The 24,439-nt window shown below is 78.2% G+C and carries 30 protein-coding genes and 1 riboswitch; of the genes, 22 read left to right on the top strand and 8 right to left on the bottom strand.

What is annotated here, in order from left to right; genetic code table 11:
- The first annotated feature begins 32 nt into the window (after positions 1 to 32).
- The 5 genes from ACI8AB_RS18760 (at position 33) to ACI8AB_RS18740 (ending at position 5,913) form a co-directional block, all read left to right on the top strand.
- The gene (locus tag ACI8AB_RS18760) at positions 33 to 1,010 is read left to right on the top strand and encodes a cobalamin biosynthesis protein (RefSeq protein ID WP_456951362.1); all 978 of its coding nucleotides are present in this window, start codon (positions 33 to 35) and stop codon (positions 1,008 to 1,010) included.
- 265 nt (positions 1,011 to 1,275) lie between these two features.
- Positions 1,276 to 2,721: a MocR-like transcription factor YczR gene (gene yczR / locus ACI8AB_RS18755; RefSeq protein ID WP_456951361.1), complete on the top strand. Its 1,446-nt coding sequence runs from the start codon at positions 1,276 to 1,278 to the stop codon at positions 2,719 to 2,721.
- Positions 2,722 to 2,894: 173 nt separating this feature from the next.
- Entirely contained in the window at positions 2,895 to 3,629 is a 735-nt protein-coding gene (locus ACI8AB_RS18750) for an ANTAR domain-containing protein (protein ID WP_456951360.1), read from the top strand.
- A 116-nt stretch (positions 3,630 to 3,745) separates the two neighbouring features.
- A complete protein-coding gene (locus ACI8AB_RS18745) occupies positions 3,746 to 4,411 on the top strand; it encodes a lysophospholipid acyltransferase family protein (protein WP_387987347.1) in 666 nt (221 codons plus the stop codon).
- Entirely contained in the window at positions 4,408 to 5,913 is a 1,506-nt protein-coding gene (locus ACI8AB_RS18740) for a cobyric acid synthase (protein WP_456951359.1), read from the top strand. The genes ACI8AB_RS18745 and ACI8AB_RS18740 overlap by 4 nt, the downstream gene beginning before the upstream one ends.
- Here the strand turns inward: ACI8AB_RS18740 and ACI8AB_RS18735 are convergent.
- Positions 5,900 to 6,298: an acyl-CoA thioesterase gene (locus ACI8AB_RS18735; protein WP_456951358.1), complete on the bottom strand. Its 399-nt coding sequence runs from the start codon at positions 6,296 to 6,298 to the stop codon at positions 5,900 to 5,902. The two genes, ACI8AB_RS18740 and ACI8AB_RS18735, sit on opposite strands and share 14 nt — an antisense overlap.
- A gap of 32 nt (positions 6,299 to 6,330) precedes the next feature.
- Between ACI8AB_RS18735 and ACI8AB_RS18730 the strand changes: the two genes are divergently transcribed.
- Together ACI8AB_RS18730 and ACI8AB_RS18725 are read left to right on the top strand one after the other, a co-directional pair.
- Complete coding sequence (locus ACI8AB_RS18730) at positions 6,331 to 6,927, top strand: MSMEG_1061 family FMN-dependent PPOX-type flavoprotein (protein ID WP_456951357.1); 597 nt, start codon at positions 6,331 to 6,333, stop codon at positions 6,925 to 6,927.
- A 97-nt stretch (positions 6,928 to 7,024) separates the two neighbouring features.
- The gene (locus ACI8AB_RS18725) at positions 7,025 to 7,450 is read left to right on the top strand and encodes a VOC family protein (RefSeq protein ID WP_456951356.1); all 426 of its coding nucleotides are present in this window, start codon (positions 7,025 to 7,027) and stop codon (positions 7,448 to 7,450) included.
- Positions 7,451 to 7,460: 10 nt separating this feature from the next.
- Here the strand turns inward: ACI8AB_RS18725 and ACI8AB_RS18720 are convergent, their stop codons facing one another.
- Positions 7,461 to 7,655 carry a hypothetical protein gene (locus ACI8AB_RS18720; RefSeq protein ID WP_456951355.1) on the bottom strand — a complete coding sequence of 65 codons (195 nt, stop codon included), beginning with the start codon at positions 7,653 to 7,655 and terminating at the stop codon, positions 7,461 to 7,463.
- 159 nt (positions 7,656 to 7,814) lie between these two features.
- Here ACI8AB_RS18720 and ACI8AB_RS18715 point away from each other — a divergent pair, with 159 nt between their 5' ends.
- Positions 7,815 to 8,321 (top strand): type II toxin-antitoxin system PemK/MazF family toxin, encoded by a 507-nt coding sequence (locus ACI8AB_RS18715; RefSeq protein WP_456901772.1) that lies wholly within the window; start codon positions 7,815 to 7,817, stop codon positions 8,319 to 8,321.
- A gap of 7 nt (positions 8,322 to 8,328) precedes the next feature.
- On the opposite strand, the gene ACI8AB_RS18710 is transcribed toward ACI8AB_RS18715, so the two are convergent.
- The 4 genes from ACI8AB_RS18710 to ACI8AB_RS18695 are packed head-to-tail and all read right to left on the bottom strand — an operon-like array spanning position 8,329 to position 10,448.
- A complete protein-coding gene (locus ACI8AB_RS18710) occupies positions 8,329 to 8,616 on the bottom strand; it encodes a hypothetical protein (protein ID WP_387987361.1) in 288 nt (95 codons plus the stop codon).
- Between the two features lie 31 nt (positions 8,617 to 8,647).
- Positions 8,648 to 9,715 (bottom strand): AbrB family transcriptional regulator, encoded by a 1,068-nt coding sequence (locus tag ACI8AB_RS18705; protein ID WP_456951354.1) that lies wholly within the window; start codon positions 9,713 to 9,715, stop codon positions 8,648 to 8,650.
- Positions 9,712 to 10,005 carry a transcriptional regulator gene (locus ACI8AB_RS18700; RefSeq protein WP_387987365.1) on the bottom strand — a complete coding sequence of 98 codons (294 nt, stop codon included), beginning with the start codon at positions 10,003 to 10,005 and terminating at the stop codon, positions 9,712 to 9,714. Before ACI8AB_RS18700 ends, ACI8AB_RS18705 begins: the two co-directional genes overlap by 4 nt.
- Complete coding sequence (locus ACI8AB_RS18695; RefSeq protein WP_456951353.1) at positions 10,002 to 10,448, bottom strand: hypothetical protein; 447 nt, start codon at positions 10,446 to 10,448, stop codon at positions 10,002 to 10,004. The genes ACI8AB_RS18700 and ACI8AB_RS18695 overlap by 4 nt, the downstream gene beginning before the upstream one ends.
- A 104-nt stretch (positions 10,449 to 10,552) precedes the next feature.
- A riboswitch (cobalamin riboswitch) is annotated at positions 10,553 to 10,636 on the top strand.
- A 61-nt stretch (positions 10,637 to 10,697) separates the two neighbouring features.
- Here ACI8AB_RS18695 and ACI8AB_RS18690 point away from each other — a divergent pair.
- From ACI8AB_RS18690 to ACI8AB_RS18625, 14 genes are read left to right on the top strand one after another with little or no spacing between them, the layout of a single operon-like run.
- A complete protein-coding gene (locus ACI8AB_RS18690; RefSeq protein ID WP_456951352.1) occupies positions 10,698 to 12,710 on the top strand; it encodes a putative cobaltochelatase in 2,013 nt (670 codons plus the stop codon).
- Positions 12,711 to 12,712: 2 nt separating this feature from the next.
- Positions 12,713 to 13,327 carry a cob(I)yrinic acid a,c-diamide adenosyltransferase gene (gene cobO / locus ACI8AB_RS18685; RefSeq protein WP_456951351.1) on the top strand — a complete coding sequence of 205 codons (615 nt, stop codon included), beginning with the start codon at positions 12,713 to 12,715 and terminating at the stop codon, positions 13,325 to 13,327.
- Positions 13,324 to 14,718 (top strand): cobyrinate a,c-diamide synthase, encoded by a 1,395-nt coding sequence (locus tag ACI8AB_RS18680; RefSeq protein ID WP_456951350.1) that lies wholly within the window; start codon positions 13,324 to 13,326, stop codon positions 14,716 to 14,718. Before cobO ends, ACI8AB_RS18680 begins: the two co-directional genes overlap by 4 nt.
- Positions 14,705 to 15,391 carry an energy-coupling factor ABC transporter permease gene (locus ACI8AB_RS18675; RefSeq protein ID WP_456901777.1) on the top strand — a complete coding sequence of 229 codons (687 nt, stop codon included), beginning with the start codon at positions 14,705 to 14,707 and terminating at the stop codon, positions 15,389 to 15,391. Before ACI8AB_RS18680 ends, ACI8AB_RS18675 begins: the two co-directional genes overlap by 14 nt.
- Entirely contained in the window at positions 15,388 to 15,699 is a 312-nt protein-coding gene (locus tag ACI8AB_RS18670) for an energy-coupling factor ABC transporter substrate-binding protein (protein WP_456951349.1), read from the top strand. Before ACI8AB_RS18675 ends, ACI8AB_RS18670 begins: the two co-directional genes overlap by 4 nt.
- Positions 15,696 to 16,430 (top strand): cobalt ECF transporter T component CbiQ, encoded by a 735-nt coding sequence (gene cbiQ / locus ACI8AB_RS18665; RefSeq protein ID WP_456951348.1) that lies wholly within the window; start codon positions 15,696 to 15,698, stop codon positions 16,428 to 16,430. The genes ACI8AB_RS18670 and cbiQ overlap by 4 nt, the downstream gene beginning before the upstream one ends.
- Positions 16,427 to 17,278: an energy-coupling factor ABC transporter ATP-binding protein gene (locus ACI8AB_RS18660; protein ID WP_456951347.1), complete on the top strand. Its 852-nt coding sequence runs from the start codon at positions 16,427 to 16,429 to the stop codon at positions 17,276 to 17,278. Before cbiQ ends, ACI8AB_RS18660 begins: the two co-directional genes overlap by 4 nt.
- A complete protein-coding gene (locus ACI8AB_RS18655) occupies positions 17,269 to 17,688 on the top strand; it encodes a cobalamin biosynthesis protein (RefSeq protein ID WP_456951346.1) in 420 nt (139 codons plus the stop codon). Before ACI8AB_RS18660 ends, ACI8AB_RS18655 begins: the two co-directional genes overlap by 10 nt.
- Positions 17,689 to 18,834 (top strand): Rv2231c family pyridoxal phosphate-dependent protein CobC, encoded by a 1,146-nt coding sequence (gene cobC, locus ACI8AB_RS18650; RefSeq protein WP_456951345.1) that lies wholly within the window; start codon positions 17,689 to 17,691, stop codon positions 18,832 to 18,834.
- The gene (gene cobA / locus ACI8AB_RS18645; protein ID WP_456951344.1) at positions 18,831 to 20,078 is read left to right on the top strand and encodes a uroporphyrinogen-III C-methyltransferase; all 1,248 of its coding nucleotides are present in this window, start codon (positions 18,831 to 18,833) and stop codon (positions 20,076 to 20,078) included. The genes cobC and cobA overlap by 4 nt, the downstream gene beginning before the upstream one ends.
- A gap of 3 nt (positions 20,079 to 20,081) precedes the next feature.
- Entirely contained in the window at positions 20,082 to 20,789 is a 708-nt protein-coding gene (locus ACI8AB_RS18640) for an SGNH/GDSL hydrolase family protein (RefSeq protein WP_456951343.1), read from the top strand.
- 48 nt (positions 20,790 to 20,837) lie between these two features.
- Positions 20,838 to 21,770, top strand: a complete 933-nt coding sequence (locus tag ACI8AB_RS18635; protein WP_456951342.1) for an ABC transporter ATP-binding protein — start codon at positions 20,838 to 20,840, stop codon at positions 21,768 to 21,770.
- Positions 21,767 to 22,621 (top strand): ABC transporter permease, encoded by an 855-nt coding sequence (locus tag ACI8AB_RS18630; RefSeq protein WP_456951341.1) that lies wholly within the window; start codon positions 21,767 to 21,769, stop codon positions 22,619 to 22,621. Before ACI8AB_RS18635 ends, ACI8AB_RS18630 begins: the two co-directional genes overlap by 4 nt.
- Positions 22,618 to 22,914, top strand: a complete 297-nt coding sequence (locus ACI8AB_RS18625; RefSeq protein WP_456951340.1) for a helix-turn-helix transcriptional regulator — start codon at positions 22,618 to 22,620, stop codon at positions 22,912 to 22,914. The genes ACI8AB_RS18630 and ACI8AB_RS18625 overlap by 4 nt, the downstream gene beginning before the upstream one ends.
- On the opposite strand, the gene ACI8AB_RS18620 is transcribed toward ACI8AB_RS18625, so the two are convergent.
- Positions 22,911 to 23,591 carry a class F sortase gene (locus tag ACI8AB_RS18620; RefSeq protein WP_456951339.1) on the bottom strand — a complete coding sequence of 227 codons (681 nt, stop codon included), beginning with the start codon at positions 23,589 to 23,591 and terminating at the stop codon, positions 22,911 to 22,913. The two genes, ACI8AB_RS18625 and ACI8AB_RS18620, sit on opposite strands and share 4 nt — an antisense overlap.
- On the bottom strand, positions 23,575 to 24,420 hold the full coding sequence (locus ACI8AB_RS18615; RefSeq protein ID WP_456951338.1) for a hypothetical protein: 846 nt from the start codon (positions 24,418 to 24,420) through the stop codon (positions 23,575 to 23,577). The genes ACI8AB_RS18620 and ACI8AB_RS18615 overlap by 17 nt, the downstream gene beginning before the upstream one ends.
- Positions 24,421 to 24,439: the final 19 nt, after the last annotated feature.

The raw sequence follows: 24,439 nt of genomic DNA, 5'->3' as shown, positions 1-24,439 counted from the left end.
TCCTAGGAAGCGCCCTCGGCAGGATGGGCACCGTGCCGCACCGCCGAGACGTCCCCACCGCCCTCGGCCTGGCGCTCGGCGCGGCCGCCGACGTGCTGCTCGCCGATCCCGCGCGGCGTCACCCGGTGGCCGGGTTCGGCACGGTCGCCGCGGCGCTGGAGCGGCGGGTCTGGCGGGACTCCCGCGCGGCGGGTGCGGGGTACGCGGCGGTGCTCGTGGCGGGCGCGGCCGGGCTGGGGGCCGCGGTGGACCGCGCCACCCGGGGCCGGCCGGCGGTGCGCACCGCCGCCGCCGCCGCCGCCGCGTGGGCGGTGCTGGGCGGCACCTCGCTGGGCCGGGCGGCGACCGCGATGGCCGGTGCGCTGGAGGCCGGCGACCTGCCCGCGGCGCGGGCGCTGCTGCCCACGCTCGCCGGGCGGGACCCCTCGACCCTCGACGAGGCGGAGCTGGCCCGGGCCACCGTCGAGTCGGTCGCGGAGAACACCTCCGACGCCGCCGTCGCGCCGCTGGTGTGGGGCGCGCTGGCCGGGCTGCCCGGGCTGCTGGGGTACCGCGCGGTCAACACCCTCGACGCGATGGTCGGCCACCGGTCCCCGCGGCACGCCCGGTTCGGCTGGGCCGCCGCCCGCGCCGACGACGTCGCCAACTGGCTGCCCGCCCGGCTCACCGCGGCGCTGACCGTGGCCTGCGCCCCGCTCGCCGGCGGGTCGGCGGGCGGGGCGCTGCGGGTGTGGCGCCGCGACGGCGCCGCCCACCCCAGCCCCAACGCCGGCCGCTGCGAGGCCGCGGCGGCCGGCGCCCTGGGACTGCGGCTGGGCGGGCGCAACGTCTACGGCAGCCGGGTGGAGGACCGGCCCGTGCTCGGTGACGGGGCGGCGCCGGCCAGCAGCGACGTCGCACGGGCGGTGCGCCTGTCGCGCGCGGTGTGGCTGGCCGCCGCGGCCGCCGCGGCCGTGGGCAGGACGGCCGTGGGCAGGACGGCCGTGGCCAGGGCGGCCCGCGGCCGCTGAGGGGACCGGGTCCGCGGACCGCGCCCGTGCAGGGCGCCGCGCGGCGCCGACGGCACGGGGAAGCCGGACGGGTCGACGCGGAGGTGGCTGGCCGGCGGGTCGGCCGGGCCGCGGCCGCCGCGGACGGCGACCACCAGCGTGCCCACCGCCAGGGCGGCGAGGGCCAGGAGGAACAGCAGGACGAGGACGGCACCAGGGGTCATGGACAGGACAGTGGCACCATCGGGCCTGGACGGAAGCGGTCCAATCCGGCATGGTGGCCTGCATGCCACCGAGCACGGATCAGTCCACTGCTCCCGAGCTGGCCGGGCTGGTCGGACCACTGGGCGACCTGCCGGGCCCGCGGTACGCCGCGCTGGCCCGGCGCATCCGCGAGCTGGCGGCCCTCGGGCAGCTCGCGCCGGGCACCCGGCTGCCGGCCGAGCGCGACCTCGCGGCCGCGCTCGCGGTCAGCCGGGTGACCGTCGCCTCGGCCTACCGGCTGCTGCGCGAGGAGGGGCACGCGAGCACGCGGCACGGCGCGGGCACCGTCGTCGAGGCGCCCGCGGCCGACCCGGTGTGGACCGCCCCGACCACCGACCCGGCCGTGCTCGACCTCGCGCACGCGGCGCCCGAGGCGGCGCCGCAGCTGCTGCCCGCCTACCGGGAGGCGCTGGAGCGGCTGCCCGCCGTCGTCGCCGGCCACGGCTACGCGCCGGGCGGGCTGCCGGAGCTGCGCGCGGCGATCGCCGACCGGTACACCGCCCGCGGCCTGCCCACCGACCCCGAGCAGGTGGTGGTCACCGCGGGCACCGGCGACGCAACCGCGCTGGTGTTCGAGACGCTGCTGCAGCCCGGCGACCGCGTGCTGGTCGAGCACCCCACCTACCCGGGGGCGCTGGGCCTGGTCACCACCGCCGGCGGCCGGTGCGTCCCGGTGGCCGTGGACGCCGCCGACCCCGACGCGGTCGTCGGCGCCGCGCACATCGCCGTCCGGCAGAGCAGCCCGCGGATGGCCTTCCTCATGCCCGACTTCTCCAACCCCAGCGGCGCCCGGCTGTCCGCCGCCGGGCGCCGCCGCCTGGCCGCGACGCTGTGGCAGCAGGGCGTGCTGACCGTCGTCGACGAGGTCACCGCGGAGCTGCACCTCGACGACGGGCCGCTGCCCCCGTACGCCGCGGGCCTGCCCGACGCCGCGACGATCACCGTCGGCGGGCTGTCCAAGGCGGTGTGGGGCGGGCTGCGGGTCGGCTGGCTGCGGACCGACGCCGCCCTCGCCGGCTCGCTCGGCGCCGCCCTCGGCCGCCGCCAGCTCTCGGTGGGCCTGCTCGACCAGCTGGCCGCGGCGACCCTGGTGCGGGACCTCGACGCGGTCCTGGAGCAGCGGCGGGCGCTGCTGCGCGAGCGCCGGGAGGTGCTGCTGGCCGAGCTGGCGGCCCGCCTGCCGGCGTGGACCGCGGCGCCCCCGCGCGGCGGCCTGTCGGTCTGGTGCACGCTCCCACCGGGCACGAGCTCCGCGGCGCTGGCGGCCGCCGCCGCCCCGCTCGGGCTGCTGCTCGCCGAGGGCCGCGCGTTCGGCACCGGCACCGCCTTCGACGACCACCTGCGGGTGCCGTTCACCCTCCCCGCGGCGGACCTGCGCAGCGCCGTCGCCGGCCTCGCCGCCGTCGACGCCGCCCTGCGCCGCGATCCGGTGGTGCGGCACCCGGTGCGACCCCTCACGGTGGTGTGACACGTACCGGACCGGGCCGTCCGGTGACCGTGCGTCTCCTGCCCCGGGGGACTACCGTCATGGAGGTCCCCGAGCGGCCGGGAACTCCCCCGGCGATCCGCAGATGGTCGAACAGCCGGCTGCGCGGCGCTCTCGCCGGGCCCTCCACCCGGCGCGTCCTCTCGGAGCCCGCCATGACGTCGACGCAGTCGCGTGTCGCCTCCCAGCACCGCCCACCGGCCGCCCGGACGACCCCTCCGCCCCTCCCCCGTCCCCCCGCCCCCACACCCCTGCCCGGGCGGCGCACCGCCGTCGCCGGCCACTGGCGCTACGACCGCGCCAGCGGGGACTGGTGGTGGTCGGCGGAGATGGCCGCCCTGCACGGCCTCCCCGACGACGGCCCCGGCCCCTCCACCGAGGTGCTCGTCGCCGCCCAGCACCCCGACGACCGGGCGCGAACCATCGACGCCCTCTCCGCGGCGGTCACCGGGGCACAGGCCTTCTGCCTGGAGGTCCGGCTGCGGTCCGGCGACGGCCACCGGCCCGTCGTCTTCGTCGGCGAGCCGCGGTCGGACGACGACGGCCGCGTGGTCGCGGTCGAGGGCCTGATGGTGGAGGCCCCCCGGCCGGTGGTGCCGTCGGCCGAGGACCGCGTCGCGGCCCTGGAGACCGAGGTCGCCCAGCTGCGCACGGCGATGGCCAGCCGGGCGCCGATCGAGCAGGCCAAGGGCGTGCTCATGCTCCTCACCGGGTGCGGCGACCAGGTGGCCTTCGACCTGCTGGCGCACATCTCCAGCCACGTCCACCGCAAGGTCCGCGACGTCGCCCTCGACCTGGTCGCCTCCGCCTCGGGGGCGCGGCCCCTGGCGCCCGAGGTGCGCGCGATCCTGCGCGACGCCTGCCCGCCCCCGGGGCACGTCGAGCGCTGACCCCGCCCCGCCCGCGCGGCCCTGCCTCCCGGACCGCGCGGGCGTCAGGGGAGGATGCCCGGGGTCCGGGCCGGCGGGCAGACGCCGGCCCCGGTCCCTGGGAGGGGGCGGACGGCGTGTTCTACCTGCTCGCGCGGTTCCTGCTGCGGCCGCTGTTCCGGGTCGTGTTCCGGCCGCGGGTCACCGGGCGGCAGCACGTGCCGGCCACCGGCGCGTTCATCATCGCCAGCAACCACCTGTCGTTCATCGACAGCATGGTCATCCCCCTGTCGGCACCGCGCCGCGTCCGGTACCTGGCCAAGGACGAGTACTTCACCGGCCGCGGCCTCGGCGGCTGGTTCACCCGCACCCTGTTCACGGCGCTGGGCGCGATGCCCGTGGAGCGGAAGGCCTCCCGCGCGGCGCAGGAGGCGCTGGACACCGCCCTCGGCGTGCTGCGCGCCGGTGAGGGCTTCGGCATCTACCCCGAGGGCACCCGCTCCCGCGACGGCCGGCTCGCGCGCGGCAAGACCGGCGTCGCGTGGCTGGCGCTCACGGCCGGCTGCCCCGTGGTGCCGGTGGCCGTCGTCGGCACCGACCGGATCCAGCCGGTCGGCGCCCGCTGGCCGCGGCCGCACCGGTTCTCGATCGAGTTCGGCGAGCCGATGACCTTCCCCGAGCACGCCGGCCAGGCGCGCAACGGCCGGGTCCGCCGCGAGGTCACCGACCGGATCATGGAGACGATCGCCGGGATGTCCGGGCAGGAGAAGGCGGGCTGGGGCAGCCCGCGCCCGGCCGCGTGAGCGGGGCGCTGCTGGTCGCCGGGACGACGTCGGACGCCGGCAAGTCCGTCGTCACGGCGGGCGTCTGCCGCTGGCTGGCCCGCCAGGGCGTGCGGGTCGCGCCGTTCAAGGCGCAGAACATGAGCAACAACTCGGTGGTCACCGCCGACGGCGCCGAGATCGGGCGGGCGCAGGTCATGCAGGCCGCCGCGGCGCGGGTCGAGCCCGAGGCGGCGATGAACCCCGTGCTGCTCAAGCCCGGCGGCGAGGACGCCAGCCAGGTGGTGGTGCTCGGCCGGCCGGTCGCCGACGTCACCGCGCTGTCCTACCGGCCGATGAAGGCGGCGCTGCTGGAGCAGGCGCTGGCCTGCCTGGCCGACCTGCGGAGCCGCTTCGACGTCGTCGTCTGCGAGGGGGCCGGCTCCCCCACCGAGATCAACCTGCGCGCCGACGACATCGCCAACATGGGCCTGGCCACCGCGGCCGGGCTGCCGGTGGTCGTCGTCGGCGACATCGACCGCGGCGGGGTCTTCCCCGCCCTCTACGGCACCGTCGCGCTCATGCCGCCGGCCGACCAGCGGCTGGTCGCCGGGTTCCTGGTCAACAAGTTCCGCGGCGACGTCCGGCTGCTGCGGCCCGGCCTCGAGCAGCTCACCGCGCTCACCGGCCGGCCGACGCTCGGCGTCCTGCCCTGGCTGCCCGGCGCGGCGCTCGACGTCGAGGACTCCCTCGGCATCCCCACCGGCGTCCTCCCCGCCGGGCCGCCGCACGGCGAGGAGGTGCTGCGGGTCGCCGTCGCCCGGCTGCCGCGGCTGTCGAACTCCACCGACGTCGACGCGCTGGCCGCCGAGCCCGGCGTCCTCGTCCGGTTCGTCACCCGCCCCGAGGAGGCCGCCGACGCCGACCTGCTGGTGCTGCCCGGCAGCCGCGCGACGGTGTCCGACCTCGCCTGGCTGCGCGCCACCGGGCTGGCCGACGCGGTGACCCGCCGCGCCGCCGAGGGCCGGCCGGTGCTCGGCATCTGCGGCGGGCACCAGATGCTCGCCCGCACGATCACCGACGACGTCGAGTCGCGGGCGGGCACCGTGCCCGGGCTGGGGCTGCTGCCGGCCGACGTCCGGTTCGCGCGGGAGAAGACGCTGGGCCGCCCGTCCGGGGAGGCGCTGGGGCACCCCGTGCGCGGCTACGAGATCCACCACGGCGTGGTGACCTACGGGGACGGGGCCGAGCCGTTCCTCGACGGCGGCCGCGCCGGGTCGGTGTGGGGCACCACCTGGCACGGGGCGCTGGAGAACGACGGGTTCCGCCGTGCCTTCCTCGCCGAGGTCGCCCGGGCCACCGGCCGCCGGTTCACGCCGGCGTCGGAGACGTCCTTCGCCGCGGTCCGCGAGCAGCGCCTGGACGCGCTCGGCGACCTGGTGGCCGAGCACGCCGACACCGACGCGCTGTGGCGGCTGCTCGAGGAGGGTCCGCCGGCGGACCTGCCGCTCCTGCCGCCCGGCGACGCGCTCAGCCCGCGCTGAGCGCGGACTCCAGCCGCTCCCGGACGTCGTCGGGCCACGGCGTCGACGCCCCGCCGGCGGTGCCGACGTAGGTGTTGCGGACGACGCAGCACACCCGCTCCCCCACGCGGACGGTGAACCGCACGGTCACGCTCGTGCGCCCGAGCCGCTCGGCCTGCGCGTCGACCTCGACCGTGTCGCCCCAGCGGGCCGCCGACGACCACTCCAGGGCGCTGGCCTTGACCACCGGGTCCACCCGCGGGGCGATCTCCTCCCACGGCAGCCCGATCGACGCCCACCAGGCGGTGGAGGCCTCGTCCGCCCAGACGAGGTAGTGCGCGTTGAACACGACGCCCTGCTGGTCGCACTCGACGAAACGGACCGGGGAGCTCCACGTGACCGGCACGGCGCGACGCTAGCGGGGGCTACCGTCGTCGCGTGCAGCCCGACCCGGTCCTCGCCTCCTACCGCCCGCCCTCGCAGCTGGTGCTGGACAAGGAGATCGACCACCTCGACGTCCACTGCCGGGCCCTGATCGGGCTGTCCCCGTTCCTCACCCTGGCGACGGCGGACGCCGACGGCTGGCCGGAGGTCTCCCCGCGCGGCGGCGACCCGGGCTTCGTGAAGGTGCTCGACGAGCACCGGCTGGTGCTGCCCGACCGGCAGGGCAACAACCGGCTCGACAGCCTGCGCAAGGTGGCGGTGAACCCGCGGGTGGCGCTGCTGTTCTTCGTCCCCGGCCTCGAGGAGACGCTCAAGGTCTTCGGCACCGCCGGGCTGCTGCCCGCCGACGCCCTCGACCTCGACCTCACCGAGTTCGGCCGGGAGCCGCGCTCGGTCATGGTCGTGACCGTGCAGCGCGCCTACCTGCACTGCGCCAAGGCGGTCATGCGCTCGGGACTGTGGGACCCGGCGAGCCGGATCGACCGCGACGCCCTGCCGCCGTTCGGCACGATGATCCGCGACCACTGCGGGCTGGAGACCCCGCTGCCCGACGACGCCACCATCCGCGCGGACCTCGCCCTCGAGCTCTAGGAGGACCTCCCTGCCCCCCACCCGCTCGCGGGCTCGCGGCGGGCCCCCGCGGGCAGGCCGTTCCGGCCCGTCACCGGGCCCTGCCAGGCTGCGGGCCATGGCGACCGAGTTCCAGGTGACGATCGACGCCGCCGAGCCGCACGTGCTCGCCGACTGGTGGGCCGAGGCGCTGGACTGGCAGGTGGAGCCGCAGGACGAGGCGTTCATCCGGCGGGCGGTGGCGGCGGGTCACGCGAGCGAGGACCAGACGACGACGCACCGCGGCGCCCTGGTGTGGGCCGCCGGCGCGGCGATCACCTCGCCGGACCCCGGCCGGCCGCGCGTGCTGTTCCAGGCCGTGCCCGAGGCGAAGACGGTCAAGAACCGCGTGCACCTGGACCTGCGGGTCGGCGACGAGCGGCGCGAGGCCGAGGTGGCGCGGCTGCTCGGGACGGGCGCCACCGAGCTCTGGCGGGCGTCGCAGGGTCCGTTCTCCTGGGTGACGATGGCCGACCCGGAGGGCAACGAGTTCTGCGTCGCCTAGCCGGGACGGCTCAGACGGGCAGGTCCCTCGCCAGGCGCCGGGTGGTCACGGTGCGCCGCGCCACGCGGCGGACCCGGTTGCGCCGCGGTCTGCGCTCGGTGCCGAGGTACCGGGCGTCCTCGACGAGCTGGAACGCGGCGAGCACGCTGGCGCGCGGTTCCCGCGTCAGTGGGACGACGGGGATCACGGGCTGGGCCGAGGTCATGGGGAGCCCCCCTCTCCCGGGACGCGGTGCCGGCGTCCCGTGACGCAATGGTGCCCGCGATCGACGCCCCGTAACCGGAACCGGGGCGGATTGGTACCGGTGTGACGAACGAGGCAGACGGGACGGCGTGTCCGCTGGTGCCTCCGTACGGTTCCTGCCATGGACCGCCCGCGCCGTCTCGTCGCCGCCGTCCGCTCCCTCGTGCGCGCCGTCGCCGCGCCCTCCGCCCGTCGCACCGGGCGCCGCACGACCCCCGCGCCGTCCGCCGCCGGCCGGCCGGCGCCGGTCGACGTCGGCTACCGGCCGCGGGCCGACGGCCGGCCCGACCCGGGTGAGGTCGTGTGGGCCTGGGTGCCCTTCGACGAGGGCGACGGGCGGGGCAAGGACCGCCCGGTGCTGGTCATCGGCCGCCGTGGTGAGGACCTGCTCGGCCTGATGCTGACCAGCAAGGACCACGACCGCGACGCCGCCGACGAGGCCCGGTACGGGCGCAGCTGGATGGACGTCGGCACCGGCGCCTGGGACGGCCGGGGCCGGCCGAGCGAGGTGCGGCTGGACCGGCTGCTGACGCTGGACCCGGCGCGGGTGCGGCGGGAGGGCGCGGCGCTGGACCGGGCGCTGTTCGACCGGGTGGTCGACGCCGCCCGGCGCACGCAGGGCTGGTGAGCGCGGGTCAGTCGCCGCGGCGCGGCCGGGGCTCCCGCTGCCGCAGGTGGTAGACGCCGGCCTGGCCGGGCAGGGGCTGCAGGTCGTAGCGCGAGACGACCTTCGGGCCGCCGTGCAGGTGCACGTGCGTGACCGTGGGCAGCGGCGCGCCGTGGCGGGCGGCGCGGACCTCGACCCGCCCGTCGAGGGGGCCGCCGACGAACAGCAGGACGGCGTCCTGCTCGTCGGCGGTGGCGTCCACGACGGCAGTCTCCACCTCGGACAGCTCGGTCTCCTCCTCCGGCGCACGGCTCACCCGGTCGAGGGTAGGCGCGCGGCGCCACCGGTCAGGCCGGCCGGCGGCGCAGCCCGCGGGCGATGAGCGGCGCCGCGAGCAGCATCACGAACAGCCGCAGCACCTGGACGGCGAGCACGAAGGTCGCGTCCGCGCCGGTGCCGGTGGCCGTGGCGAGGACGGCGTAGAGGCCACCGGGCGTCGTCGCGAGGTAGGCGTCGAGCTCGCTGACGCCGGTGGCCGCCGAGAGGACGACGCCCAGCCCGGCGCACGCGACGACGAGGCCGACGATGACCGCCAGCGCCGGCAGCAGCGCCCGTCCCACGGTTCGCAGGCTCGCGACGGTGAACCGCAGCCCCACCTGCAGGCCGATGAGCACGAACGCCGACGCCTCGACCGGACCGGGCACGGTGGCGCCGCCGGAGAGCCCGCCGAGGTCGGCCGCGGCGGCCACCAGCAGCGGCCCGAGCAGCGCCGGCACCGGCAGGTGCACCAGCCGGGCCAGCAGCACACCCACCACGGCGCAGGCGGCGGTGGACAGCAGGCCGGCGGGCCAGCCGGGGCCGGCCTCCTCCGCGACGCCGCCCCCGGCGCCGGGGGCGGCGCCGTAGACCGTCGTCGCCACCACCGGCATCGCGACGACGATGAGCAGCACCCGCAGGTACTGCAGGACGGCCACCATGCGGTCGTCGGCGCCGAGGTCGCGGGCCATGGCGGTGATGCCCGACGCGCCGCCGGCGATCATCGCGAACGCCCCGGTCACCGGGCTGATCCCGGGCTGGCGGCGCAGCAGCAGCCCGGCGCCGACGGTGAGCAGCAGCGTGGCCACGGTGACCAGGAGGACCGGCGCCCAGTCCTCGCCGATCGCGGCCAGGGTGTCGGGGTCGACCAGCGCACCGATCGAGATGCCGACGACCGCCTGCGCCGCGGCCGCCGCGGGCCGCGGCACGTCGAGCGGCGCACGCCCGGCCAGGCCGCGCACCAGGCCGGCGAGCAGCCCGCCGAACAGCGCGGCCGACGGGACGCCGACGCGGCCGAGCAGCCACCCGGCCGCCGCGGCGCCGGCGAGGACGAGCGCGGCGTCGGCGAGCCCGCGCGGGCCGGGGCGGCGCGGGCTCACAGGCCGGCGATGCGGCGCAGCTCGGCGACGTGCGCCTCGAACGCCCGGCGCCCGGTCCGGGTCAGCGACAGGCTGGTGCGCTGGCGGGACGCGACCGTCGCCTTGCTGACCTGCACGTACCCGGCCTCCTCCAGCTGCTTGACGTGCTTGGACAGCACCGAGTCGCTCACGCCGACCCGGTCGCGCACGGTGGCGAACTCCATCGTGTCGACGGCGGCCAGCAGGCCGCAGATCTGCAGCCGCGGCGGCGGGTGGATGACGGCGTCGAAGTGCGGCGCGACCGCGGTCACAGCCCGCTCCGCAGCCCGGCCGCCCAGCGGCGGCCCCACACCCGGCTGAGCACCCCGGCCGCGACGCCGAGCAGCGCGCCGGCCGGCACCATCACCCAGTGCCGGTCGTACCCCTCCGCCAGCACGAACGCCGGCACGAGGACGACCAGCACGAACGCGCCCCAGGCCGCCGCCACCCGCGGCGGCGTGTCCACCCACACCCCGGTGATCCGCCGGTAGGCCGCCACCAGCGCGCCCAGGCCGGCGGCGAACAGGACGAGCGCCGGGAAGGTCACCCAGAGGGAGTCGAGGGCGTAGGACGCCAGGAAGGCGAACAGCAGCAGGCCGAGCGCGACGTCGTACCACCACGGCTGCAGCACGCGGTCAGCCAGCGCCTCCCGGTCGGCCTGCAGCGCGGCGAGCTGCGCGGCGGCGGTGTCGCGGTCGATCGCATCGTTTTCCATGCCGGAAAGCGTGGACTGTCTCTTTCCGTTCCGTCAAGTCGTCGCCCGGCCTCCCGGCCCGTCGTGTCGCGTGGTTCCATGTCCGGGCCACAGCGACGGCAGTGGAGGAAGCCCGGTGCGACTCCGGCGCGGTCCCGCCACTGTGACCCGGAGACCTCGCCCGCGAGGTGCCGGGGAGTCAGGAACTCCCGCCGCCGCCTCCTGCCACCTCCGGGCGTGGACACCCGGGGAGAGGACCCGTGCACCCGCATGACGTATCCCTTCGGCGCCGTCGTCGGCATGGACGACATGCGGCTGGCCCTGCTGCTCAACGCCGTCTCGCCGGCCATCGGCGGCGTGCTGGTCCGCGGCGAGAAGGGCACGGCCAAGTCGACGACGGTGCGCGCCCTGGCCGCCGTCCTGCCGCCGGTCGCCGTCGTGCCCGGCTGCCGGTTCGCCTGCGACCCCGCCGCCCCGGACCCCGCCTGCCCCGACGGTCCGCACGACCTCGGCGTGCCCGGCTCCACGCGCCCGGCCCGGCTGGTGGAGCTGCCGGTGGGCGCGTCGGAGGACCGCGTCGTCGGGTCACTGGACCTCGAGCGGGCGCTCACCGAGGGCGTGAAGGCCTTCGAGCCCGGCCTGCTGGCCGCCGCGCACCGGGGCGTGCTCTACGTCGACGAGGTCAACCTGCTGCACGACCACCTCGTCGACCTGCTGCTCGACGCCGCCGCCATGGGCACCGCCTACGTCGAGCGCGAGGGCGTCTCGGTGCGGCACGCGGCGCGCTTCCTGCTGGTTGGGACGATGAACCCCGAGGAGGGCGAGCTGCGCCCGCAGCTGCTCGACCGGTTCGGCCTCACCGTGGAGGTCGCCGCCCCGCGGGACCCCGCCGAGCGCGCCGAGGTGGTCCGCCGCCGGTTCGCCCACGACGCCGACCCCGCCGGGTTCGCCGCCGCGTGGGAGGCCGAGGAGGCGGAGCTGGCCGCCCGGATCGCCGGCGCCCGCGCCCGCCTGCCGCACGTCGTCCTCTCCGACGGGGCGCTGCGCCAGGTCACCGCCGTGTGCGCCGCCTTCGACGTCGACGGGCTGCGCGCCGACCTCGTCACCGCGCGCACCGCGATCGCGCACGCCGCCTGGTCCGGCCGCGACGCGGTCACCGAGGACGACGTCCGCGTCGCCGCCCGGCTGGCGCTCCCCCACCGCCGGCGCCGCGACCCGTTCGACGCGCCCGGCCTCGACGACGACACCCTCGAGCAGGCGCTCGAGGACAGCCGCCCGGACGAGGACCCGCCGCCCCCGGACGGCCCCGGCGACGGCGGCGCTCCCCCGCCCCCTCCCGGCGACGGCCAGGGTCAGGACGGCGGCGCCTCCTCCGGTTGGGAGGAGAGCCGTTCGCGCGACGAGGGCTCCTCCCGGGGCGGCGAGGAGCGCGGTGGGGCGCCGGCGTCCGAGCGGGCCGCGGTCGCGCCGTCGGACCCGTTCCGCACCCGCCGGCTCGAGGTGCCCGGCGTCGGGACGGGCGCGGCCGGGCGGCGGTCCAAGGCGCGCGCCGAGCGCGGGCGGGTCGTGGGCTCCACCCGCCCGTCCGGGCCGGTGACCCGGCTGCACCTGGTCGACACCGTGCTCGCCGCCGCGCCGCACCAGGTCGCCCGCGGGCGCACCGGCCCCGGCCTGCGGGTCGCCCGTGGGGACCTGCGCCAGGCCACGCTCGAGGGCCGGGAGGGCAACCTCGTGCTCTTCGTCGTCGACGCCAGCGGCTCGATGGGCTCGCGGGCGCGGATGGGCGCGGTCAAGGGCGCGGTGCTGTCGCTGCTGCTCGACGCCTACCAGCGCCGCGACAAGGTCGGCCTGGTCACCTTCCGCGGCGCCGACGCCGTCCTCGCGCTGCCGCCCACCTGGTCGGTCGAGGCCGCCGCGGCGCGGCTGCGCGAGCTGCCCACCGGCGGGCGCACGCCGCTGGCCGCCGGGCTGCTGCGCGCGGAGGAGACGCTGCGGGTGGAGCGGGTGCGCGACCCCCAGCGGCGCCCCCTGCTGGTCGTCGTCACCGACGGCCGGGCCACCGGGGCGCGCGGCTCGGACGCGCTCGGCGCCGCGCACGCGACCGCCCGGCGGCTGGCCGAGGCGGGCACGGCGGCGGTCGTCGTCGACTGCGAGTCCGGCCCGGTGCGGCTGGGCCTCGCCGGCGTCCTCGGCACCCACCTCGGCGCGCGGACCCTCCGGCTGGAGGAGCTCGCCGCCGAGTCGCTCGCGGCCACCGTCCGCTCCGTGCGACAGGCGGCCTGACGGTGCCGAAGGGACAGGTCGCCGTCGTCCCCCAGGACGGGCTGACGACCCGGCAGCGCCGCAACCGGCCGCTGCTGGTCGTGCACACCGGCCAGATGAAGGGCAAGTCCACCGCCGCGTTCGGCATGGCGATGCGGGCGTGGAACCAGGGCTGGTCCGTCGCGGTCTACCAGTTCGTCAAGAGCGCGAAGTGGCGGGTCGGCGAGGAGAACGCGCTGACCGCGCTGGGCCGGCTGCACGAGCAGACCGGCGAGGGCGGGCCGGTGGTCTGGCACAAGATGGGCTCGGGCTGGAGCTGGTCGCGCCGGCAGGGCACCGAGGTCGACCACGCCGCCGACGCCGCCGAGGGCTGGGCGCAGATCAAGCGCGACCTGGCCGCCGAGGCGCACCGCTTCTACGTCCTCGACGAGTTCACCTACCCGCTGAAGTGGGGCTGGGTGGACGTCGACGACGTCGTCGAGACCCTCACGCACCGGCCCGGCACCCAGCACGTCGTGATCACCGGGCGGGACGCGCCGCAGGCGCTGGTCGACGCCGCGGACCTGGTGGTCGAGATGACCAAGGTCAAGCACCCGATGGACGCCGGCCAGAAGGGCCAGCGGGGGATCGAGTGGTGAGCGGGGTGGGCCGGGTCCCGAGGGTCGTGGTCGCCGCCCCGAGCAGCAACGCGGGCAAGACGTCGATCGCCACCGGGCTGGTCGCCGCGCTGGCCGCCCGCGGGCTGGCCGTCTCCCCGCACAAGGTCGGCCCCGACTACATCGACCCCGGCTACACCGGCCTGGCCGCCGGCCGTCCGGGCCGCAACCTGGACCCGGTGCTGCAGGGCGAGGAGCGCGTCGTCCCGCTGTTCCTGCACGGCGCCCGCGGGGCCGACGTCGCCGTCGTCGAGGGCGTGATGGGGCTGTTCGACGGCGCCACCTCCCCCGACGTCGAGCCCGGCTTCGCCTCGACCGCGCACGTCGCGCGGCTGCTGCGGGCGCCGGTGGTGCTGGTCGTCGACGCGGGCGCGCAGGCGCAGAGCGTGGCCGCGCTGGTGCACGGGTTCGCCACCTTCGACCCGCGGGTGCGCCTGGGCGGCGTGGTGCTCAACCGCGTCGGCAGCGACCGGCACGAGGCGATCCTGCGCGAGGCGCTGGACGCGGCCGGGGTGCCGGTGCTCGGCGCGGTCCGGCGGCTGGACGCCCTCGGCACGCCGTCGCGGCACCTCGGTCTGGTGCCGGCCGCCGAGCGCTCCACCGAGGCGCTGGCCACGGTGCGCCGCCTCGGCGAGGTGGTCGCCGCCGCGGTGGACCTCGACGCCGTGCTGCGGCTGGCCCGGTCCGCACCCGGCCTCGACGGGCCCCCGTGGGACCCGGCCGCCGAGGTCACCGCGGTCGCCGGGCGGCCGCGGATCGCCGTCGCGGGCGGGCCGGCGTTCACCTTCGGCTACGCAGAGAACGCCGAGCTGCTCGCCGCGGCCGGCGCCGAGGTGGTCCCCGTCGACCCGCTGCGCGACGAGGCGCTGCCCGCGGGGACCGCGGGGCTGGTCGTCGGCGGCGGGTTCCCCGAGGTCTACGCCGACCAGCTGTCGGCCAACACCCCGCTGCGGGACGCCGTCGCGGCCCTCGCCGCCGGCGGCGGCCCGGTGGCCGCCGAGTGCGCCGGGCTGCTCTACCTCTCCCGCGAGCTCGACGGCGCGCCCATGTGCGGCGTCCTCGACGTCGCGACGGCGATGACGCCGCGGCTGACCCTGGGCTACCGCGCCGCGGTCGCCCTGTCCGACAGCGTGCTGGCCGCCGCCGGCACCCGGGTGCGCGGGCACGAGTTCCACCGCACGCACGCGCTCCCCGGCGCCGGCCCGACCCCGGCCTGGCGGTGGCCCGGCGGCGCACCCGAGGGGTTCGTCGCCGGCTCGGTGCACGCCTCCTACCTGCACCTGCACTGGGCCGGCTCCCCGGCCCTGGCCGCACGGTTCGTGGCCGCCTGCGCGGCGGCCGTCCCGGAGAGGGCACGCCATGCACATCGCTGAGGGCTTCCTGCCCGCGCCGCACGCGATCGGCTGGACGATCGCCGCCGCGCCGTTCGTCGTCCACGGCGCCCGGGCGGTGGTCACCGAGGTGCGCGAGCACCCGGAGTCCACGCTGCTGCTCGGCGCGGCCGGCGCGTTCACCTTCGTGCTCAGCGCGATCAAGCTGCCCTCGGTCACCGGCAGCTCGAGCCACCCGACCGGCACCGGCGCCGGGGCCGTGCTGTTCCGGCCACCGGTGATGGCGCTGCTCGGCACCGTCGTCCTGCTGTTCCAGGCGCTGCTGCTGGCGCACGGCGGGCTCACCACGCTCGGCGCCAACGCGTTCTCCTTCGCCGTCGTCGGGCCGTGGGTCGGCTACGGCGCCTACCGGCTGGCGCGGGCGCTGGGCGCCGGGCTGCTGCCCGGCGTGTTCGTCGCCCTCGCCCTGGCCGACCTCGCCACCTACGTCACGACGTCGCTGCAGCTCGCGCTCGCCTTCCCCGACGCCGACGGCGGCCTCCTCGCCGCGGCGGCCAAGTTCCTCGGCGTCTTCGCGGTCACCCAGGTGCCGCTGGCGGTCGGCGAGGGCCTGCTCGGCGTGCTGCTGTTCCGGGTGCTCACCGTCAACGCCCGGCCCGAGCTCGAGCGCCTGGGCCTGCTGCGCCCCGCCGCCACCCCGGAGGAGGTCCGGTGACCCGCCGCCACCTGGTCACCGCCCTGCTGGTCCTCGCGGTGGTGGCGCTGTTCGCCCTCCCGCTGGCCCTCGACGGCGGCGCCTCCGACTACGCCGGCACCGACAGCCGGGCCACCGAGGCGATCGAGCAGTCCGGCTACACCCCGTGGTTCGAGTCGGTGTCCGACCCCTCCGCGGAGGTCGAGTCGGGGCTGTTCGCCCTGCAGGCCGCGCTCGGCGGCGGCGTGCTCGGCTACGTGCTGGGCCGGCTGCGCGGCCGGCGGCAGGCGCGGGAGCAGCAGGCCGCCCCGCCTCCCGAGGCGCCGTGACGGGGCTGGCGGTCGACGACGCCGCCTGGGCCAGCGCCTGGCGCACCCGCTCCCCGGTGGACAAGCTGCTGCTCACCGGCGGACTGGTCGTCTGCGCGCTGGTGCTGCCGGCGTGGCCGGGCGGCGTGCTGGTCGCGGCCACCGCCGTCGTCCTCGCGCTCGGCCCGGCGCGGGTGCCGGCGCGCACCTTCGGCCGCGCGGCGCGCTGGCCGCTGGCCTTCGTCGCGGTCGGGGCGCTGACCGCCGTCGTCTCCGTGGGCGACGGCGGGCCCGGCTGGGCGCCGGACGCCGCGGAGCGCGCCGGCGCGCTGGTCGGGCACTCGGTCGCCGGGGGTGCGGCGGTGCTGCTGCTGGCCACCACCACGCCGATGACCGACCTGCTGGCCGCGCTGCGCCGGCTGCGCGTCCCGGCGGCCGTGGTCGAGGTGGCCGGGGTGACCTACCGGCTGCTGTTCGTGCTGCTGGAGAGCCTGCGCACCATCCGCGAGGCGCAGACCGCCCGCATGGGCCACTCGACCTGGCGCCGCTCCTACCGCTCCTCGGGGGCGCTGGCCGCCGCGGTGCTCACCCGGTCCTTCGACCGCGCCCGCCGGCTGCAGGAGGGCCTGGCCGGCCGCGGGATGGAGACCGGGCTGCGGGTGCTGCCGGAGTCCCGGCCCTCGTCCCGCCGCTTCCTCGCCGCCACCGCCGCGGGGCTCGCCGCGCTGGTCGCCGTGGGCGTCCTGGCATGAGCCACCGCACGCTGACCGCCGAGGGCCTCGTCGTCGGCTACGAGCGCGGCCGCCGGGTGCTGGAGGGCGCCTCGCTCACCGTCCCGGCCGGGCGCCGGCTGGCGGTGCTGGGCGCCAACGGCTCCGGCAAGACGACGCTGCTGCGCTGCCTGTCCGGCGCGCTGCGCCCGGACGCCGGCGGGGTGGCCGTCGACGGCGCGCTGCTGCACCACACCCGCCGCGGCCTGCGCGCGCACCGGCAGGAGGTCCAGCTGGTCCTGCAGGACCCCGACGACCAGCTGTTCAGCGCCTCGGTGACCCAGGACGTCTCCTTCGGCCCGCTCAACCTCGGCCTGCCCGAGGACGAGGTGCGCACCCGGGTGGCCGAGGCGCTGGCGCTGCTCGCCGTCGACGGCCTGGCCGGGCGGCCCACCCACCAGCTGTCCTACGGCGAGCGCAAGCGGGTGGCGATCGCCGGCGCGGTGGCCATGCGCCCCTGCGTGCTGCTGCTCGACGAGCCCACCGCCGGCCTCGACCCCTCCGCCGTCGCCGAGGCCCTGGCGGCGCTGGACCGGCTGCGGGCATCGGGCTCCACGGTGGTGATGAGCACGCACGACGTCGACCTGGCGCTGGCCTGGGCCGACGAGGTGGCCGTCGTCGTCGACCGGCGGGTGGTGCAGGGCCCGCCCGAGCAGCTCCTCGCCGACGACGGCCTGCTCGCCCGCGCCCGCCTCGGCCGGCCGTGGGCGCTCACCGTCGGCGCCCGGCTGCGCGAGCTCGGCCTGCTGGCCGACGGCCCGCTCCCCCGCGACGCGGCCGCGCTGCTCGCCGCCCTCCCCGACCGGCCGGGCGTGACCCCGTGGACGTGACCGTCGGCGTCGGCGCGGTCGCGGGGGTGGCCGCGCACGAGGTGCTCACCGCCGTCGACGCCGTCCTGCCGCCGGGCGCCCGGGTGGCGCGGCTGGCCACCCTCGACGCGCGCGCCGCCGAGCCCGGCCTGGTCGCCGCCGCGGCCGCCCGCGGCTGGCCGCTGACCGGCCACCCCGCCGCGGACCTCGCCCGGGTCGCCGTCCCCTCGCCCTCGGCGCGGGTGGCCGCGGCGGTGGGCACGGCGTCGGTGGCCGAGGCCGCGGCCCTGCTCGGCGGCGCCCGGCTGGTGGTGGGCAAGACCGTGCACGGGCGGGTGACCGCCGCGGTAGCGGTGTCGTCGCCGGGTGGGGGGCCGGAGGCCCTCCGGACGGCGGGGACGGACCGGCTCCACGCGACCGGGGGACGGTAAGTGGCCGCGGTTGGAGCCCGGGGGGCGACAGACGGCATCGACCTCGACCACCACGGCGACCTCGAGCTGGCCCCCGGTCTCACCGACCTCGCCGTGAACGTCCGCGCCGGCACCCCGCCGCCGTGGCTGCGGGCGGTGCTGCGGCGGGCCCTCGACGACGTCGCCGCCTACCCCGACGCCCGCCCGGCCCGCGCCGCGGTGGCCGCCGCGCACGGCCGCGACCCCGCCGAGGTGCTGCTCACCGCCGGCGCCGCCGAGGCCTTCGTGCTGCTCGCCCGCGCGGTCCGCCCGCGGCGGGCGGTGGTGGTGCACCCGTCGTTCACCGAGCCGGAGGCGGCACTGCGCGCGGCCGGGCACCCGGTGGAGCGGCTGCTGCTGGAGCCGCCGTCCTACCGCCTGCGGCCCGTGCCCGACGACGCCGACCTCGTGGTCCTGGGCAACCCGACCAACCCGACGTCGGTGCTGCACCCGGCCGACGACGTCGCCGCGCTGGCCCGCCCCGGCCGGGTGCTGCTGGTCGACGAGGCCTTCGCCGACACCGTGCCCGGCGAGCCCGGGTCGCTGGCCGGCCGTCCCGACCTGCCCGGCCTGCTCGTCGTGCGCAGCCTGACCAAGACGTGGGGGCTGGCCGGGCTGCGGGTCGGCTACGCGCTCGGCCCCGCCGACCTGGTCGCGGCCATGGCCGCCGCCCAGCCGCACTGGCCGCTGTCCACGCCCGCGCTGGCCGCGGCGGTCGCCTGCACCACCGCCGCCGCCCGCGCCGAGGCCGACGCGGCCGCCCGCGAGCTGGCGGACCACCGGGCCGCGCTGCTGGCCGCGCTCCCGGCCGGCGTGACCGTCCTCGGGGAGCCGCGGTCGTCGTTCGTGCTGCTGCGGGTGCCCGGCGGCGGGCGGGTGCGCGCGGCGCTGCGGGAGCGCGGCTGGGCGGTGCGCCGCGGCGACACGTTCCCCGGCCTGTCCCCCGACCACCTCCGCGTCGCCGTACGCGACCCGGCGACCTCGCGCGCGTTCGCCGCGGACCTCGCTGCGATCCTTGGAGCCGAGGTCCCCGACGCGGACGACGTCGTCGGGACCGGCCGCCGTCCCGGAGGAGCCCCGCTGAGCACCCACCCGACCCCGTCCGCCGGCCGCGGACAGGTCCCGTGAACGCGACGCCCGTCGACCCCGGGTCCGGGGTCGTCTACCCCGTCGGCCTGCGCCTGCTCGACCGCCGCGTCGTCGTGGTCGGCGGCGGTCAGGTCGCGCACCGCCGGGTGGCCGGGCTGCTCGAGGCCCGCGCGCGGGTGACCGTCGTCAGCCCGGAGGTCACCCCGGCGCTGGAGGCGCTGGTCGCGCCCGGCTCGCTGACCTGGGTGCGCCGCGGCTGGCGGCCCGGCGACCTCGACGGCGCCTGGTACGCGGTGGCCGCCACCGACGACCCCGCCGTCAACGCCGCGGTCGCCGAGGAGGCCGAGCGGCTGCGGGTGTTCTGCGCCCGCGCCGACGACCGGTCGGCCTCCAGCGTGTGGACGCCCGCCGTCGGCCGGCAGGGCGACCTGGTGATCGGCGTGCACGGCGGCGGCGACCCGCAGCGGGCGGTCGGCGTGCGCGACGCCGTCGTCGCCGGGCTGAGCGACGGCAGCATCCGCGACCGCGCCGCCCGCGAGCCGGAGGGCGGCCGGGCCGGCAGCGTGGTGCTGGTCGGCGGCGGGCCGGGCGACCCGGGACTGATCACCGTCCGCGGCCAGCAGGCGGTCGCGCAGGCCGACGTCGTGCTGGCCGACCACCTGGCGCCGCAGTCGCTGCTGGCCTCGCTGCCGCCGGAGGTCGAGGTCATCGACGCCTCGAAGCTGCCGCGCGGCCGGTCGATGGCGCAGGAGCAGATCAACGCGCTGCTGGTCGAGCACGCGCTGGCCGGCCGGCGGGTGGTGCGGCTCAAGGGCGGCGACCCGTTCGTCTTCGGCCGCGGCATGGAGGAGCTCGAGGCGTGCGTCGCCGCGGGCGTGCCGGTCGAGGTGGTGCCCGGCGTGACCAGCGCGATCGCGGTGCCGGCGCTCGCCGGCATCCCGGTCACCCACCGCGGGCTGACCCACGAGTTCGTCGTCGTCTCCGGGCACGTGCCGCCGGGCCACCCGCAGTCGCTGGTGGACTGGGCGGCGCTCGGGCGGCTGCGCGGCACGGTCGTCGTGCTCATGGGCGTGGACACCGCCGGCGCGATCGCCGCGGCGCTCATCGAGCACGGCCGGGCGCCGGACACGCCGGTGGCCGTCGTCGCCGACGGGTCCACGGCCACCCAGCGCGCGGTGCGCACCACGCTGGCCGGGCTGGCGGGGACGCTGGCCGACGAGGGCATCCGCCCGCCGGCCGTCTGGGTCGTGGGCGAGGTCGTCGCCCTGGGGACGCGGCTGTAGCCCGTGCGCGCGCTCGCGGTCGCCGTGGCGCCGGTGCTGCTGGTCCAGGGCGCGCGTGTCCGCCACCGCACGCCGGTGCTGCCGGAGGCGCCCGGGCCGCGCGCCGGCGTCGTGGCGGGCGACGGGCCGCCGCTGACCGTGGCGGTCGTGGGGGAGTCGCCGGCCGCGGGCGTCGGCGTCGCCACGCAGGAGGACGGGCTCGCCGCCCGGTTCGCCGCCGCGCTCGCCCGGCGCAGCGGCCGCGAGGTGCGCTGGCGGCTGTCGGCGCGCACCGGGACGACGGTCGCGCAGGCGCTCGGGCTGCTGGTCCCCGGGCCGGCCGGCCCGCCCGCCGACGTCGTCCTGGTCGCGTTCGGCGTCAACGACACGCTGCGGCTGCGCTCCCGGGCCGCCTGGCGCCGCGACGTGACCGCGCTGCTCGGCGCCCTGGCGCCGCTCACCGCGCCCGGCGGCGTCGTCGTGCTGGCCGGGCTGCCGGACCTGGGCCGCTTCCCCACCCTCCCGCAGCCGCTGCGCGGGGTGCTCGGCCGCCAGGCCCGGGCGCTCGACGCCGAGCTGGGGCGCCTGGCCCGCCCGGGCGTCCGGCACGCCCCCGCGCCGCCGCTCGACGGTCCCGGGCTGTTCGCCGACGACGGCTTCCACCCGGGCGCCGCGGCCTGCGCGATGTGGGCCGAGGTCCTGGCCGCCGCAGCACTTCCGCTGCGGATGTAGCAGTCCTACTATCGCGTGACACCGCCGGCTCCCTCCTCGGAGGCCCTGATGCCCGTGTCCCCTCCGGTGTCCGACCCCGTCGTCGAGGTGCGCGACCTGCGCATGACCTACGGCACGAACGAGGTGCTGTCCGGCGTCGACCTCACCGTCTCCGCCGGCGAGGTGGTCTGCCTGCTCGGCCCCAACGGCGCCGGGAAGACGACGACGATCGAGGTCCTCGAGGGCTTCCGGGTCCGCTCGGCCGGGGACGTCCGGGTGCTCGGCGAGGACCCGGCGCGCGCCGGCGACGCGTGGCGGGCGCGGGTGGGCGTGGTCCTGCAGTCCTGGCGCGACCACGCCCGGTGGACGCCCCGCCGCCTGCTGACCCAGCTCGGCGGCTACTACGCGCCGTACTCGACGCCCGACCGCCCCCGCCCGTACGACATCGGCCGGCTGCTGGACACCGTCGGGCTGACCGAGCACGCCGACCGCAAGATCGTCACCCTCTCCGGCGGGCAGCGGCGGCGGCTGGACGTCGCGGTCGGCATCATCGGCCGCCCCGAGCTGCTCTTCCTCGACGAGCCGACCGCCGGGTTCGACCCGCAGGCCCGCCGCAACTTCCACGAGCTGGTGCACCGGCTGTCCGACCTCGAGGGCACCAGCATCCTGCTGACCACGCACGACCTCGCCGAGGCGGAGAAGCTGGCCGACCGCATCCTCATCCTGGCCGGCGGCCGGATCGTCGCCGACGGCAGCGCGGAGGAGCTCGGCCGCCGGGTCGCCGGCACCGCGGAGGTGCGCTGGGCCTGCGGCTCCGAGCGCTTCGTGCACCCGACCACCGACGTCGTCCCCTTCGTCCGCCGGCTCGTCGAGCAGCACGGCGACGAGCTGACCGACCTGGAGGTCCGGCGGGCGAGCCTCGAGGACACCTACCTGGCGATGGTGCAGCGCTCCGAGGCCGGCCTCCGGCCCGGGCCCGCCCTGGAGGAGGTCACGCGGTGAACCCGACCCGGAACGCGATCGCCCTGGGCCTGCGCCGGGGCTGGCGGGAGTTCGTGCAGAGCGTGCGCAGCCCGCAGGACCAGGGGTTCTACCTGTTCACCGCCCTGGGCACGCTGCTCCTGCTGTGGTTCAACCGGGACGACGAGATCGGGGACACCGGGCTGACCTACCCGACGTACGCGCTGCCGAGCATCCTCGGCGGGCTGCTGGCCTTCGGCCTGGTGATCGGTCCCGCGTTCGACCTGGCCATGCAGCGGGAGGACGGCACGCTCCTGCGGCACAAGGCGCTGCCCCACGGCATGCAGGGCTACGTCACCGGGCAGCTCACCTACCAGTCGCTGAACCTGCTGCCGTCGCTCCTGACGATCCTGGCGCCCAGCTTCCTGCTCTTCGACGGGCTGATGCACGGCGGGGCCGCCGGCTGGCTCACGGTGGCGTGGGTCGTCGTCCTCGGCCTGCTGGCGACGCTGCCGCTCGGGATGCTGCTGGGCTCGGTCGTCCCCAGCACCCAGAAGGTGGGCTCCTGGGGGATGCTGCCGATCCTCGTCCTCACCGCGATCTCGGGGATCTTCTTCCCGCTGCAGTCGCTGTGGGGCTGGGTGCAGGGGGTCGCGCAGGTGTTCCCCGTGTACTGGATCGGCCTCGGCCTGCGGTCGGCCTTCCTGCCCGACGCCGCGGTGACCCTCGAGGTGGGCGACTCGTGGCGCACCGGGACGACGGTGCTGGTGCTCACCGCCTGGGCGGTGTCCGGGGCGCTGGTCACCCCGCGGGTGCTGCGCCGGATGGCCCGCCGGCAGTCGGGGTCGCAGGTCGAGGCGGCCCGCGAGGCCTCGCTGCAGTGGGTGCGGTGACCACCGACCGGGGCCAGGACGCGGTCTACAACCGGATCGCCCTGCTGCGGGCCGAGCAGGGCGTGACCCGGCGGGAGCTCGCCGACGCCCTCGGCGTCCACTACCAGACGGTGGGCTACCTGGAGCGCGGCGAGTACAACCCCAGCCTGCACCTGGCGCTGCGCATCGCGGAGTTCTTCGGGCTCCCGGTGGAGGTCGTCTTCTCCACCCGGCCGTTCCCGCGGATCAGCGACGCCGGCCGCCCGGCGCCGGGTGATCCGGGCGGGCGGGCGAGCGGCACCGCGGCCGGTTAGACGACCCGGGCGAAGACGACGGTGTTGTCCTCGCTGGCGCCGGCGGACTCGTCGAACTCGCCGCCGCAGGTGACCAGCGCGAGGTCGGCGCCCGCGGGGTGCCCGTTGAGCGTGTCCGCGAGGGCGGAGGTGGCCTTGTCCAGCCCGGTCACCGGGTCGGCGAGCACCTCGAGCCGCAGCCAGGCGCCGCCGGCGTCCACCAGGACCACCTCGTCGCCGGGGGACAGCTCCGGCAGCCGGTCGAACACCGCGCCGCCCCCGGCCCCGGCGTGGCCGAGGACGACGGCCATCCGTCCGGACCCGGGCGCGGGCCCGTCGGACCACCACGACGTCGTCCGCATCGACCCGGGCACGCCGTAGCCGTCGACGGCCCGGCCGGTGAACGGGTTCTCGTACCGCACCGTCCCGCGGGACTCGACCGCGGTGTCGACGTCGATGGCCGGGACGGCGATCCGCGCCGGCACGACCGGGCCCGCGGCCCGGGTGCCGGCGGCCGGCAGGGCGGGCACCTCGCCGGTCGCCGGCACCGCCACCAGCGAGGTGGCGGGGGGCGCCAGGGCCGCGTCGGCTGCCGGGCGCCCCGTCCACACGAACACGCCGGCCCCGGCGAGGACGACGACGAGGAGGGCCAGCAGCGGCAGGCGCTGGCCCGAGAGCTCCCTAACGACCGACCGCACGGGACCGGGCCCGGGAGGCGGCGGCACCGGCGCCGCCGCCGACCAGGAGGGCACCGCCCAGGGCGGCCAGCGGGACGACGGCGCCCGGACCCTCGGTCTCGACGCCCTCGTCCCCGCCGGTCGGCGCGTAGCCGAGGTACTGCACCGGCTGGTCGGCCACGGGCGCGGCGACCGGCGCGGCGTGCGGCGCCTCGGGCGTGGGCTCCGGCGCCGGCGTGGGGGGCTCGGGGGTCTCCGGGAGGGCGGGCAGGCAGGCCTGGAACGCCGCGATCAACTCCTCGACGTCGGCTGCCACCTGCTCGGCGGCGCTCCCGAGCGTCGCGGGGTCCAGCGCCGGCGGCCGGCCGGACGCGAGGCCGGTCAGGGCCCCCTGCAGCCCCGTGACCAGCTCCTCGACGGCCGCCGCGGGGTCCTGGGACAGCACGCCGTCGAGCAGGCCCTCCACGCCGTCGGCCACCCCCTGGACGCAGTGCTCCGGCACGCCGAGCGGCGTGAGCGCGGACTGCAGGCCCTGCACGAGCGCCTCCGGCAGCGGCGGGACCGGGCCCTGCTCCGCAGGGGCCGGCTCGGCGGGCACCTCCTGGTCGGCGCCCGGCAGCGGGAGCGCGTCGGTGCCGGGCAGCGCCGGGGGCTCGGCGGCGTCTCCGCCCTGCCCGGTCACGGCCTGCTCGAGCGTCGTGACGACGCCCGCCAGCGGATCGGCGGGGGTGCCGCCCGGCGCGGCCGTGGCCACCCCGGGCACCGCGACCGCCGCGGCGACCAGGCCGGCGACGAGCAGCGCCCGGCGGCCACGGGACCTGCGGGACGGGGAACGGCGAGCGGACGACAACGGGACCCCCCGGGGATGT

This window comes from Geodermatophilus sp. SYSU D00698 (assembly GCF_054050335.1).
The sequence above is the reverse complement of the archived record's forward strand: the minus strand, read 5'-3'. Positions and strand labels throughout refer to the sequence as shown.

What these genes read in the sequence shown, in the direction of transcription:
- ACI8AB_RS18695 (WP_456951353.1), bottom strand. Translation starts at nt 10,448, where the DNA reads ATGGAAAACGATGCGATCGACCGCGACACCGCCGCCGCGCAGCTCGCC.
- ACI8AB_RS18715 (WP_456901772.1), top strand. Translation starts at nt 7,815, where the DNA reads ATGGACCGCCCGCGCCGTCTCGTCGCCGCCGTCCGCTCCCTCGTGCGC.
- ACI8AB_RS18660 (WP_456951347.1), top strand. Translation starts at nt 16,427, where the DNA reads ATGAGCCACCGCACGCTGACCGCCGAGGGCCTCGTCGTCGGCTACGAG.
- ACI8AB_RS18690 (WP_456951352.1), top strand. Translation starts at nt 10,698, where the DNA reads ATGACGTATCCCTTCGGCGCCGTCGTCGGCATGGACGACATGCGGCTG.
- yczR (WP_456951361.1), top strand. Translation starts at nt 1,276, where the DNA reads ATGCCACCGAGCACGGATCAGTCCACTGCTCCCGAGCTGGCCGGGCTG.
- ACI8AB_RS18675 (WP_456901777.1), top strand. Translation starts at nt 14,705, where the DNA reads ATGCACATCGCTGAGGGCTTCCTGCCCGCGCCGCACGCGATCGGCTGG.
- ACI8AB_RS18720 (WP_456951355.1), bottom strand. Translation starts at nt 7,655, where the DNA reads ATGACCTCGGCCCAGCCCGTGATCCCCGTCGTCCCACTGACGCGGGAA.
- ACI8AB_RS18635 (WP_456951342.1), top strand. Translation starts at nt 20,838, where the DNA reads ATGCCCGTGTCCCCTCCGGTGTCCGACCCCGTCGTCGAGGTGCGCGAC.
- ACI8AB_RS18750 (WP_456951360.1), top strand. Translation starts at nt 2,895, where the DNA reads ATGACGTCGACGCAGTCGCGTGTCGCCTCCCAGCACCGCCCACCGGCC.
- ACI8AB_RS18725 (WP_456951356.1), top strand. Translation starts at nt 7,025, where the DNA reads ATGGCGACCGAGTTCCAGGTGACGATCGACGCCGCCGAGCCGCACGTG.